Source organism: Halomicrobium sp. HM KBTZ05, from assembly GCF_041530035.1.
Taxonomy (GTDB): domain Archaea; phylum Halobacteriota; class Halobacteria; order Halobacteriales; family Haloarculaceae; genus Halomicrobium.
Map to the genome: position 1 here is coordinate 1,154,865 of NZ_CP168057.1, position 14,389 is coordinate 1,169,253.

At 65.1% G+C, this 14,389-nt stretch carries 11 protein-coding genes; 1 reads left to right on the forward strand and 10 read right to left on the reverse strand.

Annotation, left to right across the window (positions count from 1 at the left end):
* Positions 1–174 precede the first annotated feature (174 nt).
* From ACAH01_RS05975 to ACAH01_RS06000, 6 genes are all read right to left on the reverse strand, one after another.
* Positions 175–2,049: a PKD domain-containing protein gene (locus tag ACAH01_RS05975; protein WP_372480556.1), complete on the reverse strand. Its 1,875-nt coding sequence runs from the start codon at positions 2,047–2,049 to the stop codon at positions 175–177.
* Positions 2,050–2,601: 552 nt separating this feature from the next.
* Positions 2,602–3,813, reverse strand: a complete 1,212-nt coding sequence (gene sufD / locus ACAH01_RS05980) for a Fe-S cluster assembly protein SufD (protein WP_208626531.1) — start codon at positions 3,811–3,813, stop codon at positions 2,602–2,604.
* Between the two features lie 14 nt (positions 3,814–3,827).
* Entirely contained in the window at positions 3,828–5,258 is a 1,431-nt protein-coding gene (gene sufB / locus ACAH01_RS05985) for a Fe-S cluster assembly protein SufB (RefSeq protein ID WP_372480557.1), read from the reverse strand.
* 128 nt (positions 5,259–5,386) lie between these two features.
* Positions 5,387–6,316: an ABC transporter ATP-binding protein gene (locus tag ACAH01_RS05990; RefSeq protein ID WP_170094949.1), complete on the reverse strand. Its 930-nt coding sequence runs from the start codon at positions 6,314–6,316 to the stop codon at positions 5,387–5,389.
* A gap of 173 nt (positions 6,317–6,489) precedes the next feature.
* A complete protein-coding gene (locus tag ACAH01_RS05995; RefSeq protein ID WP_372480558.1) occupies positions 6,490–7,569 on the reverse strand; it encodes a hypothetical protein in 1,080 nt (359 codons plus the stop codon).
* A 44-nt stretch (positions 7,570–7,613) separates the two neighbouring features.
* Positions 7,614–9,689 carry a GAF domain-containing sensor histidine kinase gene (locus tag ACAH01_RS06000; RefSeq protein ID WP_372480559.1) on the reverse strand — a complete coding sequence of 692 codons (2,076 nt, stop codon included), beginning with the start codon at positions 9,687–9,689 and terminating at the stop codon, positions 7,614–7,616.
* Between the two features lie 117 nt (positions 9,690–9,806).
* On the opposite strand from ACAH01_RS06000, the gene ACAH01_RS06005 reads away from it, so the two are divergent.
* Positions 9,807–10,265 carry a MaoC family dehydratase gene (locus ACAH01_RS06005; protein ID WP_372480560.1) on the forward strand — a complete coding sequence of 153 codons (459 nt, stop codon included), beginning with the start codon at positions 9,807–9,809 and terminating at the stop codon, positions 10,263–10,265.
* Here the strand turns inward: ACAH01_RS06005 and ACAH01_RS06010 are convergent.
* The 4 genes from ACAH01_RS06010 to ACAH01_RS06025 all read right to left on the reverse strand — a co-directional run bounded on the left by ACAH01_RS06010 (position 10,262) and on the right by ACAH01_RS06025 (position 14,298).
* Positions 10,262–10,606: a DUF5658 family protein gene (locus ACAH01_RS06010; RefSeq protein WP_170094945.1), complete on the reverse strand. Its 345-nt coding sequence runs from the start codon at positions 10,604–10,606 to the stop codon at positions 10,262–10,264. The two genes, ACAH01_RS06005 and ACAH01_RS06010, sit on opposite strands and share 4 nt — an antisense overlap.
* A gap of 144 nt (positions 10,607–10,750) precedes the next feature.
* The gene (locus tag ACAH01_RS06015) at positions 10,751–12,511 is read right to left on the reverse strand and encodes an acyl-CoA carboxylase subunit beta (protein ID WP_372480561.1); all 1,761 of its coding nucleotides are present in this window, start codon (positions 12,509–12,511) and stop codon (positions 10,751–10,753) included.
* 117 nt (positions 12,512–12,628) lie between these two features.
* On the reverse strand, positions 12,629–13,513 hold the full coding sequence (locus ACAH01_RS06020; protein WP_372480562.1) for a class 1 fructose-bisphosphatase: 885 nt from the start codon (positions 13,511–13,513) through the stop codon (positions 12,629–12,631).
* Entirely contained in the window at positions 13,510–14,298 is a 789-nt protein-coding gene (locus ACAH01_RS06025) for a class I fructose-bisphosphate aldolase (protein ID WP_170094942.1), read from the reverse strand. The genes ACAH01_RS06020 and ACAH01_RS06025 overlap by 4 nt, the downstream gene beginning before the upstream one ends.
* Positions 14,299–14,389: the final 91 nt, after the last annotated feature.

Sequence of the window (14,389 nt, forward strand, 5' to 3'; positions counted from 1 at the left end):
ATATGGACTGCGACGGAACGCTGTCGCTGCTTACCGACGGGGTAGACGCTTACCGGTCATCGCTACAACTGTCCGTATGAGCTTCGACGGCTACTGTCGCTGCGTAGCACGGGCCGGCGGCGAAAAAACGGGGTCGTGGTTTCGTGACGGGCTCGCGGTCGACCGTCGTCGCCGTCACTGCACCTGGTTGTAGATGCCTGCGAACTCGTAGGCGCTCTGCTCGATGCCGCTGCACTTGCCCGAGACGGTCCCGTCGGGACAGTCGCCGTTGTCTCGATCCAGCGACCAGAACGAGACGAGACCGATCCCCTTGTCCTCGACGAAGGAGACGACCTCCTCGGCGTCTTCGGGCCGGTGCTGGCCACCGACGTTGTTCTCTCCGATCATCGGCGTGATGCCGACCATACTCCAGGCCTCGTCCGAGGAGAGGTCCGAGAAGATCGACAGCAGATCCTCGTGGGTGCCGTTCGCGGTGTCTTTGACGGTGCTCGCACTCGGACGGACCCAGCCGTAGTTCATCGTCATCACGTTGACGTACTGCACGTCGACGCCGTTGTCGCGAGCGTTCTCGACGACGTACGTGCCGTGCTCGGTCAGGCCGGTCGTCCGACAGCGCAGCGTGTACGACACTTTCAGGTCGGGGTTCTCCGACTGGAGTTCGGCCAGTGCCTGATTGCGTCGGTCGACGGCGGCCTCGTCGACGGACTCGATGTCGAAGTCCAGGTGCGTGACGCCGTACGTGTCGATCACGGACTGGTACTCCGATTTGATCTTCTCGATGTCGGTCGTGTCCTGGGCGATCATCGTCCCGACCGCGCCGCCAAAGGAGATGATGATCGTTCCGCCCTGATCCTGGTAGGCCTGGAACTCCGACTTGAGGCCCGCCTCGCCGACGAGCTGGTCGACTTCCCCGCCCCACGCGGCGTTGCCGTTCCCGTCAGAGAGGACGAACGCGGTGGTGACGCTGTCGTTGCCCGCCTGCTCTGCGTGATCGACCAGCGTCGTCTCCGGATCGGTGAAGACGTAGTTGTACGGCGCGAACTCGGTCGACCCTTCGGTGCCGCCGGAGCTGTCGCCGACCGAGACGACCGTCTCGTTGGTGTCGCTCGCGCCCGCGTCGTCGGTGACAGTCAGCGAGACGGTGTAGTCGCCCGCCGACTCGTAGCTGTGACTGACGGACTCGCCGGTCGCCGTCGTTCCGTCGCCCAGTTCCCACTCGTAGCTGGCGATCGTCCCGTCGGAGTCACTCGAATCGGCCGCGTCGAAGCTGACCGACTCATCGGGAGCCGGGTTCGAGGGAGAGACGGTGAAGGAGGCGTCCGGAGCGGCGTTGCCGCTCGAAACGGAGATCGTCGTCGAGTCCGTCGCCGTCGCACCGGCGTCGTCGGTGACCGTCAGGGTCACGGTGTAGTCGCCGGCCGAGTCGTAGCTGTGACTCACCGTCTCTCCGGTCGCCGTCGTTCCGTCACCGAACTCCCACTCGTAGCTGTCGATCGACCCGTCGGGATCACTCGACGCGCTGGCGTCGAAGGAGATCGAATCACCGGGTTCGGGCGTGCTCATATCGGCCGAGAACGACGCCGTCGGCGCGGTGTTCTCGTCGCCGCCGTCGCCATTGCAGGCCCCTTCCAGCGTCCAGACGTCCTCGCTCTCGGCGGGTTCGGTCCCCTCGGTCCACCACTCGGCGGTCCACAGTGAGCCGTCGAAAGTGACCTGATCGCCACCGGAGTAGGCAACGTCCGACGCCCACGACTGGACGCCGCTGCAGTCGACGCCGCTGCCGCTGTCGCCGCTGTCGCCGTCGTCGCCACAGGCCCCTTCGAGGGTCCAGACGTTCTCGCTCTCGGCGGGTTCGGTGCCCTGTGTCCACCACTCGGCGGTCCACAGCTGGCCGTCGAAGGTGACCTGATCGCCGCCGGTGTAGGTGGCGCTCGCGTCCCACTCGGCGACGCCGCTACAGTTTGCTGCCGATGCGCTCGCACTGGCGCCGATCGCCAGCGCGGAGAGTGCTGATGCGTTTCGCAGGAAGCTTCGTCGTGTCTCTTTCATGTGTTGGTGTGATCGTGTCGTCGGTTCGGACGCGGGCCGTAGTCGGAACTGATCAGCACCGCGTCGTGTCTACCACGACCGACCGACACGGCGTCTGGTGGCCGTCCAAGCTTCGTGCCCCCAGCTGTCGTGTCAGATCGGTCGCCGATACGTCGGTCCGTATCGCCGCTCGTGGCACCCCCCGGAGCACCGAGTGCGTTTCTCGGCACATCCCTGTGTAATGATGCCACACAACCACACACGTTTCACACACAAAATCGTTACGAAAACTCGGATCTACGTTGGCGAAACGTCGTCTCGGTGTTCAAACTAGGGGCACGCTGTTTCGTAATAGCGGGTCACTGGCCCACAGATTCCGTCTGTCGCAACTGCTAGTCGCAATACGGAGACGACGATCGCGTGGTGCTGTCGACTTCGTGCAGCGATTCGCTATCTGGGGTGACGACATCGGTTACAGCCACACTGCCGACAGTGGCAGGAATCGCGAAAAAGCGTCAGAGCCGCGGTCGTCGGCAACGCGCCGTTCGTCCGGGCCGCTCGTGGGCGAACGAACTACTCGCGGAGGCGCTCGACGACGAGGTCGTCGAGATCGTCGCGAAGTTCGTCGACCGCGATCTCATCGAAGACGGGCACGAAGAAGCCCTCTACGAGCATGTTCCTCGCGCTCTCGGGATCGACGCTGCGAGAGGTCATGTAGAACATGTCCTCCTCGTCGACCTGCCCGACGGTCGCCGAGTGGCTGGCTTCGGTGTCGTGGTTGTTGATGATCAGCTTCGGCGACGCGTCGGCCTCGCTCTCGTCTGAGAGCATCAGGGTGTTCTCCCGCTGGTAGGAGTTGGTGTCCCACGCCTCGCGACCCACGTCCTGGACGCCCTCGTACACCGAGCGGGCGGCGTCGTCGAGGACGCCGCGGGTGACGAGGTCGGCCGTGGTGTGTTCGGCTTCGTGCCAGACTCGGGACGCGATGTCGAAGTGCTGGTCCTCGTGGCCGAAGAAGGCCCCGACGATCTGGGACTCCGAGGCGTCGCCGAGCAGGCGCGTCTCGACGTTTGACTTGGTCAGTCGAGAGCCGATGTTGCCCTCGATCCAGTCGACCGTGGCGTAGGTGCCGGCGTGGCCGCGCTTGACCTGGAAGTTGTAACTGTCGTCGTCGAGGTTCTGGAGCGTGCCGTACTGGACGCTGCTGTTTTCCTCGGCGGCGACTTCGACGATGCCGGAGTAGTACTGCTCGCCGTCGACGTTGGTGCCGGTGGTCTGGCGTTCGAGGATCGTCACGGACGAGGACTCCTCGGCGACGACCAGCGTGTAGTTGAACAGCGATCGGCTGTTCATCGTCGTCCGGATCTTCACGTCTTCGGCGTCGACGCCCTCGGGGACGTAGACGACCGTCCCGGCGCTAAACAGCGCCGTCGAGAGGGCCGTGAGGTAGTCCCGCTGAGGGTCGACGATCGAGCCGAACTGCGCTTCGATCAACTCTCCGTGCTGATCGAGCGCGTCGGCCCACGAGAGCACGTCGACACCCTCGGCGTCGACGCGGTCTTTCTCCTGTTCCCACTCCAGAGGATCGACGAGCGTCTCGTAGTCGAGCGCGTCGAGGTTCGTCCAGTCTCGACCCGGCGTCCGGATCACGTCCGGCATGTCCAGCGAGTCGAGGGCCTCGTACGCGTCGAGACGCGTTTCGAGCAGCCACTCGGGCTCGTCGAGCTCCTCGGAGATCTGCGTTACCTGTTCTGCCGTGAGGTTGGCGTGTACCTGCGTACTCATTGTGAATCCGGGGGTTACCCGAGGCTCCCCTCCATTTCGAGTTCGATGAGGCGATTCATCTCGACTGCGTATTCGATGGGCAGTTCCTCCGTGAGCGGTTCGATGAAGCCGGCGACGATCATCTGCTTCGCGTCGTCGTCGTCCAGACCGCGGCTCTGGAGGTAGAACACGTCCTCGTCACCGATCTTGCCGACGGTCGCCTCGTGGGCCACGTCGACGTTCGACTCCTGGATCTCCATGTACGGCATCGTGTCCGACGTGGACTCGTTGTCGAACATCAGCGCGTCACACTCGACGCTCGTCGACGCGTCCTCCGCGCCGTCGGCGATGTGGACGAGACCGCGGTAGTTCGTCCTGCCGCCGTCCTTGCTGATGGACTTCGACTCGATGGTCGACTTCGTGTCGGGCGCGTTGTGGTAGACCTTCGCGCCGGTGTCGATGTTCTGGCCCTCGCCAGCCATGGCGATCGTGATGTGGTTGTCCGTCGCACCGGGGCCTTTCAGCACCGTCGAGGGGTACAGCATCGTCGCCTTCGACCCCATCGAACCGGACACCCACTCCATCGTCCCGTCGGCCTCGCAGATGGCGCGTTTGGTGTTCAGGTTGTAGGTGTTTTTCGACCAGTTCTGGACCGTCGAGTACTGGACGTGAGCGTTCTCGCCGACGAAGACCTCCACGCCGCCGCTGTGGAGGTTGAACTCCGAGTACTTCGGGGCCGAACAGCCCTCGATGTAGTGGACCTCAGAACTCTCTTCGGCGATGATGAGCGTGTGCTCGAACTGGCCCATCCCGTCGCTGTTCATCCGGAAGTACGCCTGAATCGGCATGTCGACCGACGTGTCTTCCGGAACGTAGACGAAGGAACCGCCCGACCAGATCGCGCCGTGGAGCGCGGCGAATTTGTTGTCGCTCGGGGGGACGGCCTTGGTCATGAAGTGCTCGCGGACGAGCTCTTCGTGCTCCTGGACGGCCTTGTCCATGTCACAGAAGACGACGCCCTTCTCCTCCCAGCGCTCCTGCATGTTCTGGTAGACGATCTCGGACTCGTACTGCGCGCCGACGCCCGAGAGCGCGTTCTTCTCGGCTTCCGGGATGCCGAGCTTGTCGAAGGTGTCCTGGATCTCTTCGGGGAGGTCGTTCCAGTCGTCGACGCCGCCGCGGGTCTCGATGTCCGGGCGGATGTAGGGAACGATCTCGTCGACGTCGACTTCCGAGATGTCCGGCGCGCCCGGCCAGTCGTCCGGCATCGGGAGCTCGTGCCACTGTTCGAGTGCCCGGAGCCGACGCTCCAGCATCCACTCGGGCTCGTCTTTGTCTTCCGAGATGACGCGGATCGTCTCCTCGGTCAGGCCCTTCTCGGCTTCGAAGGCGGACTTCTCCTCCTTCTTGAACTCGAAGCGCTTCTCCGTATCTGTTTCTTTGAGGTGGTCTTGATCTGAACTCATGTTTTGTAGTCGTGCTTAGGGTTTCTTGGTTATGTGGGTTGTGCCGTATACGGAACGTTGTAGTTCTGTCCCGGAGCGACCCCACGACATCGTGCAGTCGATCGGGAACACGTCTACAACTGTCCGTATCACGCGGCCTCGTAGACTTCCTCGCGGACCCAGTCGTACCCCTTGTCTTCGAGCTTCTCGGCCAGCTCCGCGCCGCCGGACTTCGCGATCTCGCCGTCGATCATCACGTGGACGTGATCGGGCTCGACGTAGTCGAGGATGCGCTGGTAGTGGGTGATCTGGAGGACACCGGTGCCCTGCTCGTCGCGCAGCGCGTTGATGCCGTTAGAGACGTCCTGCAGGCGGTCGATGTCCAGCCCGGAGTCGATCTCGTCCAGCACGGCGACCGAGGGTTCGAGGATCGCGGCCTGGAGGACCTCGTTTTGCTTCTTCTCGCCGCCGGAGAAGCCGGCGTTGAGATAGCGGTTGGCGAACTTCTCGTCCATGTCGAGCTGTTCCATCTTCTCCTTGAGGAGCTGCTGGAACTCGGCGACGCTGACCTCGCCCTCGTCGGCGGGGCCTTCCATGGGAGAGCTGTCGTAGCCCGCGGCGTCTTCGTTGGTCGCTTCCTCGTCGGCCTCGCTCTCCTCGTCTTCCTCTTCGAACAGCTCTGCTTGCTCTTCGAGCTTGGCGTTGAGCGCCGTCCGGAGGAAGTTCACCATCGTGACGCCTTCGATCTCGGCTGGGTACTGGAAGCCCAGGAAGATACCGAGCGCCGCGCGCTCGTTGGGCTCTAGCTCCAGCAGGTTCCAAGTGCGCTGGTCGTCGTCGATTTCGATGTCCTCTGCCACGTCGCCGTCTTCGAGGTGGATGAGCACTTCGCCGTCGGTCACCTCGTATGCGGGGTGGCCCGCGATGATCTTCGCCGTCGTCGACTTGCCCGATCCGTTGGGGCCCATCAGCGCGTGGATTTCGCCCGACTCGACTTCGAGGTCGACACCGCGAAGGATCCGTTCACCGCCGTCTTCTGCCACTTTCGCGTGGAGATTGTTGATTTCGAGTACTGCCATAGTATGTACTTAGGTCAACCGAAAAGATGGTCGTCACGCTCATAATGCTTTCGCAATCCTCCGAACTGTCTTTCGACATCCAAAAATATTTTTCTTGGTTGCGAAACAGTCTCACACGGAGTGTCCAGTGGCTCTCTGTCGCTCTCGGGACACCGGCTCGACCGGACAGCGTGCTATCCGTCGTCGAGGCGCTGCCCGCAGTTCGGGCAGAATCTGACCTCCGTCCCCGGCGAGAACGTCGCGTTGCAGGTGCGACACCGCTGACCGACGGGGCCCTGGTGTGCGGTGTCGATACCGGCGGGGTCCGAGACCTCGTCGCCGGGATCGTAGACTCGCGTCGTCTGGATGTGGACGGGGACGCTCCGGTCCTCGCCGCTGTCGGTCGTGCCGGATCGCGTCTGGCTGGTCGCAGTCGCCCGTCCTCCCGCGGTGCTGGCGGCCACCTGACTGAATGGGTTGCGCTGGCCGGCACGCAGCGAGCCGCGGTCGACGGTCGGCTCGGACCACCTGACGTACGCCGCCGCCAGCGACTGACAGACGAGATACGTGCCGACGAGCACGGCCGGCGTCACTGCTCCGGCCGTCAGGAGCGCCGGAACGCTGACGGGACCGAGATCGGCGACGCCGACGAGTGCCGTGGGCACGCCGAGGACGGCCATCGCGTCCCGGACCATCGCGCCGGCACCGACGACGGCACCGAGCTGGACGACGCCGGCTGTGGCGTACACCGAGAACGTCAGGAACGACGCGACGTGGACCAGCCCGGGATGGGAAAACGAGAACACTCGGTAGCTAAACGCCGCGGTGCGTGCGAGCAGGTGTGCGCCAGCGACGAAGGCGACCGCGTACGCCGGCCAGGCGATCGGCGAGGCGATCGCGGCGGCCAGCGAAAGGGTCAGGAGGACCCCCGAGGGCCACAGCAGAGTCCCCGGCGCGTCGAAGCGATAGTGACTCTCGACGTTTCCGGAGACGTTCGTGACCCGACTGCGGAGCCGCAGCGTCGCCGCGAGTGCGGGCAACACGATCCAGGCGACGACGCTCCCTGCGAGGAGTGCCAGCGTCTGGGTCGAGGCCGTCCCGAGCGCGAGCGTGAGGCCCGCTTCTCTGGCACCCAGCGCAGCCGTCGCGGCCGTGCCGGCGACCCACCCGACGAAGCCGACCACGGCGAGCAGGCAATCGAGGAAGAACCATCGTTCCGTCTCGACGGCGAGTCGGGCGGACGCCGCCAGTTCGCGTCGACGTTGCTCGGCCATCGGTGTGCCCTTGCACACTCGGTGGCATAGCCCTTACGACACTTTCACGACCGTTCGACGCCGGTGATTTCGAACCGTGCGCCGCCGTTCGACCCGGTCGTCGCGGTGATCGTCCACCCGTGGGCCGTGACGATGTCTCGCACCAGCGAGAGCCCGAATCCGGTCCCGTCCTGTGCGGTCGTGTACCCCGTCTCGAACACGTCGGACCGTTCGGTCTCGGGAATCCCCGGACCGTCGTCTTCGACGTAGAAGCCGGGTTCCTCTGTGAGTGGCCCGATCCGAACGGTGACGTTCTCGCCCCCGTGTTCGACGGCGTTCGTGATCAGATTCTCCAGGACGTGAGCAAGCCGTTCTCTGTCGGCCAGCACGGTGAACGCTCCCTCGAACGCCGTCTCCAGCGTCGCCGACGCCGTCTGTACCGTCTGCCAGCACCGGTGAGCGATCTCCGGGACCGAGACCGGCTCGCGGTCGCTCACCGAGTGACCCTGCCGGGCGAGCGCCAGCGTCTCCTCGATGATCGAGGCCATCCGTTCCAGGGCCTGCTGGGCCGTCGCGAGGTGATCGTCGTCGTAGTCGTTCCGGACGTACTCGACGCGCCCGAGCGCGACGTTGAGCGGGTTGCGGAGGTCGTGACTCACGATGCTGGTGAACTCTTCGAGGCGCTCGTTCTTCCGTTCGAGCGCTTGGGCCTGTTCCCTGAGGCGGTCTTCCTGCTCGGTCCGTTCCAGTGCCGCGACGATCCCCATCGAGAGGACCTCGCCCAGCGCCACGTCGACCGAATCGAAGGCGTCGGGCTCGCGTCCGGACGCGACGAAGACGCCGTAGTCGTCCAGCGGATAGATGATCACGCTCCGGACGTTCGTCGCCTCGCTCAACTGATCGTGCTCGGCCGTGTCCTCGACGACGGCCGGTCGGCCGCGGCCGTACGTCTCCCAGACGAACGTATCGATGGGATCGTCGTCGTGTGCCCGATAGCTCGGCACTTCGCCGATCACCTCCCACACGCGCTCGTTGACCGCCGTCGGTTCGAGCACGTCGCCGTCCCGGAGGTGAATGCCGGCGAGTGGCAGCGTGAGCGCGTCTTCGGCCGCGTTCACTGCGACGTTTGCGATCTGGGTCTGGGACTGTGCGCCGATCAGCCGCGTCGTCCGCTGTTGGAGCCGCTTGATCCGTTGCTCTCGCGAGACGTGCCCGTTCACGTCTGTCGACAGACCGATGAGCGTCGTCTTCTCGTCTTCCAGCAGCCCGGAGCGATTTCTGAACCACCTGCTCTCGTCGCTGTCGGCTGGCTCCAGACGGTACTCCAGTTCGACGCTGTCTCGTTGCTCGGTCGCGACCTCCTGTAGCTGCTCGACGAGGCGCTCTCTGTCGTCGGGGTGGACGAACCCGTCGACGAACTCCGAGAGCGGATATTCGGTGTCTCGATCGAGACCGACGATCCGTTCGACCGGTCCGAACAGCCGGAGCGTCCGAGCGGAGACGTTCACCGTCCAGAGCACCGAGTCGGTCGCGTCCAGCACGAACGAGAGCCGCTCGTCGAGGTCCTCCAGGGCGACGGGTGCTTCGGCGTCCTCTTCGGTCGGCTCACAGCGAGTCGACGATCCACTGCTCGCGGGGGCCGTGTAGATCGGCTCCGGTGAGCGAAACCGCGTCAGCGACGACCCGACGTACAGGGCGACCGCTTCGAGCCACTCCCGATCCGACTCGCTGAAGGCCATCGGATCGGTGGCGGTCGCGAAGACGACGCCGACGCCGTCGATCGGGACGCTGAGCACCGATCGCGTGGCGTCGCTGGGGCTCTCCCCGTCGCCCCCGGTCGGCCTTCCCGTGGTCGACCCGCCGTCGGCGAGGTCGCCGACGAGATAGGAGTCACCGTCCCGGACGGCGAGTGACTGGTAGTCCCAGCCGGGCTGGTCTCGGAGATCCTCGACGGTGGCCCCGTCGTCGCTGACTGCGACGGGCTCCAGGCCGTCACCGGTGGCCAACGAGATTACACACCGATCCGCACCGAGCCGATCGAGACAGGCGTCGACCACTCGGTCGTACACGTCGTCGGGACTCTTCGCGGACAGGAGGCCGGTCAGCGTGGACTGATCGACGCGTGCTGCCGAGCCACTCATGTAATGGTCCCTACTTATTTCGAGGGTCCCAAATAATTACCCCTTATCGTGTGAATTACTGTCTGACACTTTCTCGTCACCCCCGAGTACTTTCACCGACGCCGACGACGGGTCGCTATGGCCGGCAACTACTACGAGGCGTTCACGGTCGGCGAGACGATCACACACCCCCGTCGCCGAACCGTCTCTGAGGGGGACAATCAGCGCTTTTGCGACATGACGATGAACCAGCAGCCCCTCCACCTCGACGCCGAGTTCGCCGCCGACACCGACTTCGGTGAACGGGTCGTCAACGGGCTCTACACGCTCTCGCTGGCGGTCGGACTGACGATTCCGGAGACGACCGACGGGACCATCGTCGCCAACCTCGGTTACGACGAGGTCGAACACCCCGCGCCGGTGTTTCACGGCGACACGATTCGGGCCGAGACGACCGTGACTGACAAGCGCGAGACCAGCGACGGCGACCGCGGCGTCGTGACGATGACTGTCGACGTGTTCAAGCAAGACGACACGCTCGTTTGCTCGTTCGAACGGACGGTCCTCGCCGAGAAGCGACCCGACGAGCGACCCTAGAAGACCAGCGTGTAGTTGACCACGGAGGCCGCGAGCCACGGGAGCGCGAGTCCCAGCGGGATGACCGGCCCGTACTCCGGACGCAACTCGCGTGCCAGTCCCGCGGTTCCGAGTACGAGCACCTTCACGAGACCGAGGACGGCGAACCCGACGTGCTCGAACGCGTACCCCATGATGGGGTTCCCCTCGCTGAACCCCGACTGCAGTCCGACATAGGTCAGGACCACGTCGAGGGTCAGGGTCGACAGCGCGACGAGCCACAGTTCGAGCTCGACGGTCGACAGTTCCAGATAGCGATGCTCCAGCCACGCACGTGTCGACGGTACGATGTACTGATCCATTCGTCCACCCACCCAGGGTTCTCTCTGCGAATCGCCTCGCAGCTACGTCGACAGTGGCGCTACCGGTTCAAATAGTTAAGTGTTTCAGACCGGTCACGCGTCACGAGGCCGGCCGCGAGCGCGCGACTCGCCGTCGACGCACTGTCACAGTACGGTCCCGTGTTTCTTCGAGGGAAGGTCCTTCTCTACGTCCTCGTAGAACGCGAAGCGAGCGGCCAGCTCCGTCCGCAGGTCGCTCGGCGGGACGATCTCGTCGATGACGACCTCGCTGGCCATCCGGTGGACGTCGATGTCCTCGCGGAACTGCTCGCGGAGCTCGGCCTCCCGTCTGGCGCGCTCCTCCTCGTCCTCGATGTCGGCCAGCTCGTTGGCGTAGACTGCGTTGATCGCGGCCTCCGGCCCCATGATCGCGATCTCGCCCGACGGCAAGGCGAGGGTCGCCTCCGGGTCGTAGGCCGGGCCGGACATCGCGTAGATGCCCGCTCCGTAGGCCTTCCGGGTGATGACACACTGTTTGGGCACCGTCGCCGAGGAGGTCGCGTAGATGAGCTTCTTGCCCGCTTCGAGGATCCCCTCTTTCTCGACCTGCGAGCCGGCCATGAACCCCGGCGTGTCACAGAGGTACAGCAGCGGGACGTTGTACGCGTCACAGGTCCAGACGAACTCGGCGGCCTTCCGGGCGGCGTCGGGGAAGATCGCGCCGGCCCGCTGGCTCGGGTCGTTGGCGACGATCCCGACCGGGCGGCCGTCGATCCGGGCGAACGCCGTGAGCATCTCCTCGCCGTAGTGGGGGCGCAACTCCAGCAACGAGTCGGCGTCGATCACCCGCTCGACGAGGCGGCGCACGTCGTAGCCCCGGTTGGGTGCCTGCGGAATGACGCCGTCGATCCCCGCTGGAGACTTGGCGGGCTCGCGGCCGTCGGTCCGTGGCGGGTCTTCGTCGGCGTTGTCCGGGAGGTAGCCGATCAGCTGTGCGACGAGCTCCCGAGCGTGTTCTTCGTCTTCGGCGACGAGATCGGCGCTCCCGGAGTGGCGTGCGTGGACCTCCGGGCCGCCGAGTTCGTCGAGGTCGATCTCCTCGCCGGTGACCATCTCGACCATCCGCGGGCTGGCGATGGCCATTGCACTCATCCCTTCGACCATGACCGTGAAGTCGGCGAACACGGGCGTGTAGGCCGCACCCGCGATACAGGGGCCGTACAGCACGCAGATCTGTGGGACGCGACCGGAGAGCATCGAGTGGTTGTAGTAGTACTTCCCGATCCCCTCGCGGTTGGCGAAAAAGCCCCGCTGTTGGTCGATCCGGCCACCAGACGAGTCCATCAGGTACAGCACCGGCCGTCCGGTCGTCAGCGCACGCTGTTGCATCCGGAGGAACTTCTCGACGCCGCGCTCGGCCATCGACCCGGCCTTGACGGTGAAGTCGTTGGCCATGAAGTGAACCGAGCGGTCCTCGAACTCCGCCGCTCCGGTCAACAGCCCGTCGGCCGGCAGTCGCCGGTCGGGATCTGCCTCGTCGACGGTGGGCGAATCCGGCGACCAGCTGTCGAAGTTCGCGAACTTGCCGTCTTCGAAGGTCAGCTCGCCGAACCACAGCTCCAGCCGGTCCCGAACGAACAGCTTCCCCTGGTCGGAGAGGCGCTCGCGGTACCGCTCGGGACCGCCGGCTTCGATGTCGGCGATCTCCTCGCGCAGGCGACGCTCGCGGTCGGTCGGGCCGAGGTCGTCGTCGCCCGTCTCGTCGTCCTCGCTGTCGTCGCCCGATTCGTCGATCCGATGAACCACGCGTGGTTCTTCGTCGTCACCGACGAAGACGCGGACGGCCTCGCCGACGTGTTCGGCGATGGCAGCGGCGATTGCTGACGCCTCCTCGCGGGTTGCACCGGCGGCGATGCGCACCTTCATGTCCGTCGCATCACACCCCACTGTTACAAGACTGCCGGCGACGTGACCCCGTCGGCGTGACGGGTGACGCCTCTGGAATCCTCCGAGACCGGAAAAACTAGCGTCGACTCACGCAGACTACTCGTGGCGCTCGTATCGCTCTTCGAGGCGCTCGATCAGCGACGTGTTGCCGAGGTGTAGCGGCGTCCGGTCGTGGATGTCGTCGATCTCCCGGTCGAGGAGCGACTGGTGTCCGTCAGAGGACTTGCCGCCAGCGGCCTCCACGATGTAGCCCATCGGCTGTCCTTCGAACTGGAGGCGCAGTTTCCCCGTCGGCCGGTACTCCAGCGCGGGATAGGAGAAGAGCCCGCCGTAGGTGAGGACCTGGCTCACGTCGGCGATCATCGCGCCGCCGTAGCGGAGCTTGAGCCGTTCCTGAAGCTCCGTTGCGTAGTCGGCGAACGCGTCGTTCCAGTTCTCCCGACCGCCCCCGAAGCCGTAGACCGTCGGGTCCTTCGGGACCGACACGTCGTCGTCGACGACGCGAGCGTCGCCGTCGTGGATGATGTACTCGCGGACGCGGTCGTTGCGCGCCACGACCATCGAGGTCGTCGGGCCGTAGATGACGAAGCCGGCGGCCACGAGGTTCCGACCGATCGTCGGCGGCTGCGTGTCGTAGACGCCGAAGATCGTCCCCATGCCGCTGTTGGGTTCGAGGTTCGAGGAACCGTCGAGCGGGTCGACGGCGACGTGGCGGTGGCCCTCGTCGACGGTGACTGACTCGCGTTCCTCGCTGGCGTAGCTCCCGACGCCGTCGAGTGCCAGCAAGCGCTCTTCGAGCAGGTCGTCGGCGACCAGGTCGGCCGCGAGCTGGCTCTCGCCGCTCGGGTTCTCCTCGTCGGCGAACTGGCGCTCCGTCGCGATCGCCTCGCGGATCTCGGTCGCCGCGTCGGCGAACTCGCTGACGATGCGCCCGGTTGTCGTGTCGGTCATGCCGGGGGTGAAGTCGGTTGATTTACTCATTGAAGTGCTGCGTCGACGGATTGCCCGTCGTGGATGACGCGTTCGAGCGCGTCGAGGATCTGTTCGGGTTCTTCTCGTTGCCAGACGTTGCGTCCGACGGCGAGCCCCGCGCCGCCAGCGTCCATGACCGCGCGGACGCTCTGGAGGAACGCCTCGTCGGAGCGCTTCGAACCGCCGCTCATGACGACCTTGCTCTTGCCGGCCATCTCGACGGCGTGGGCCATCCCCTCTTTGCTACCGGGGTACTTGACCTTCGTCACGTCCGCGCCCAGTTCCAGGCCGAGTCGGGCGGCGTACGCGATGACGTCTTCTTTGGTGTCGTTTTTGAGGCCCTGTCCACGGGGGTAGGACCACAGGACGACGGGCATGTCGTACTCGCGAGCCTCCTCCTGAATCTCGCGGAACTCCTCGACCATCTCGACCTCGTTGTTCGAGCCGGGATAGATCGTGAAGCCGACGGCGTCGGCCTCCAGCTGGGTCGCGGCGTACTCGACCGAGCAGTTGACCGACGAGTCGGGTTCGCCCATCCACATGTTCGAGGTGCCGTTGAGCTTCGCGAGCAGCGTCACGTCGTCCTCGTAGGACGGGTAGTACGCCTCGCCGACTCCCTTCTGCACTGCCAGCGACGTGACGGCGTCGTGCGTTGCGGCCCGAAACACCGACTCGGGATCGGCACTCTCGGGGCGGCCAGCGAAGTCGACCGGGCCGTGTTCGAGCCCGTGATCGTATGCCAGGATCAGTACGTTGCCGTCGCGCGTAAGCGGAGTCGCGTCGATGGGACGCATCACCTGCTGGTTCACGAGCAGGGCATATATACATTGTTCTTGACATTTACTACGATCTGAGTTAATATCCTCAAGACGCGGCCCTACTTGC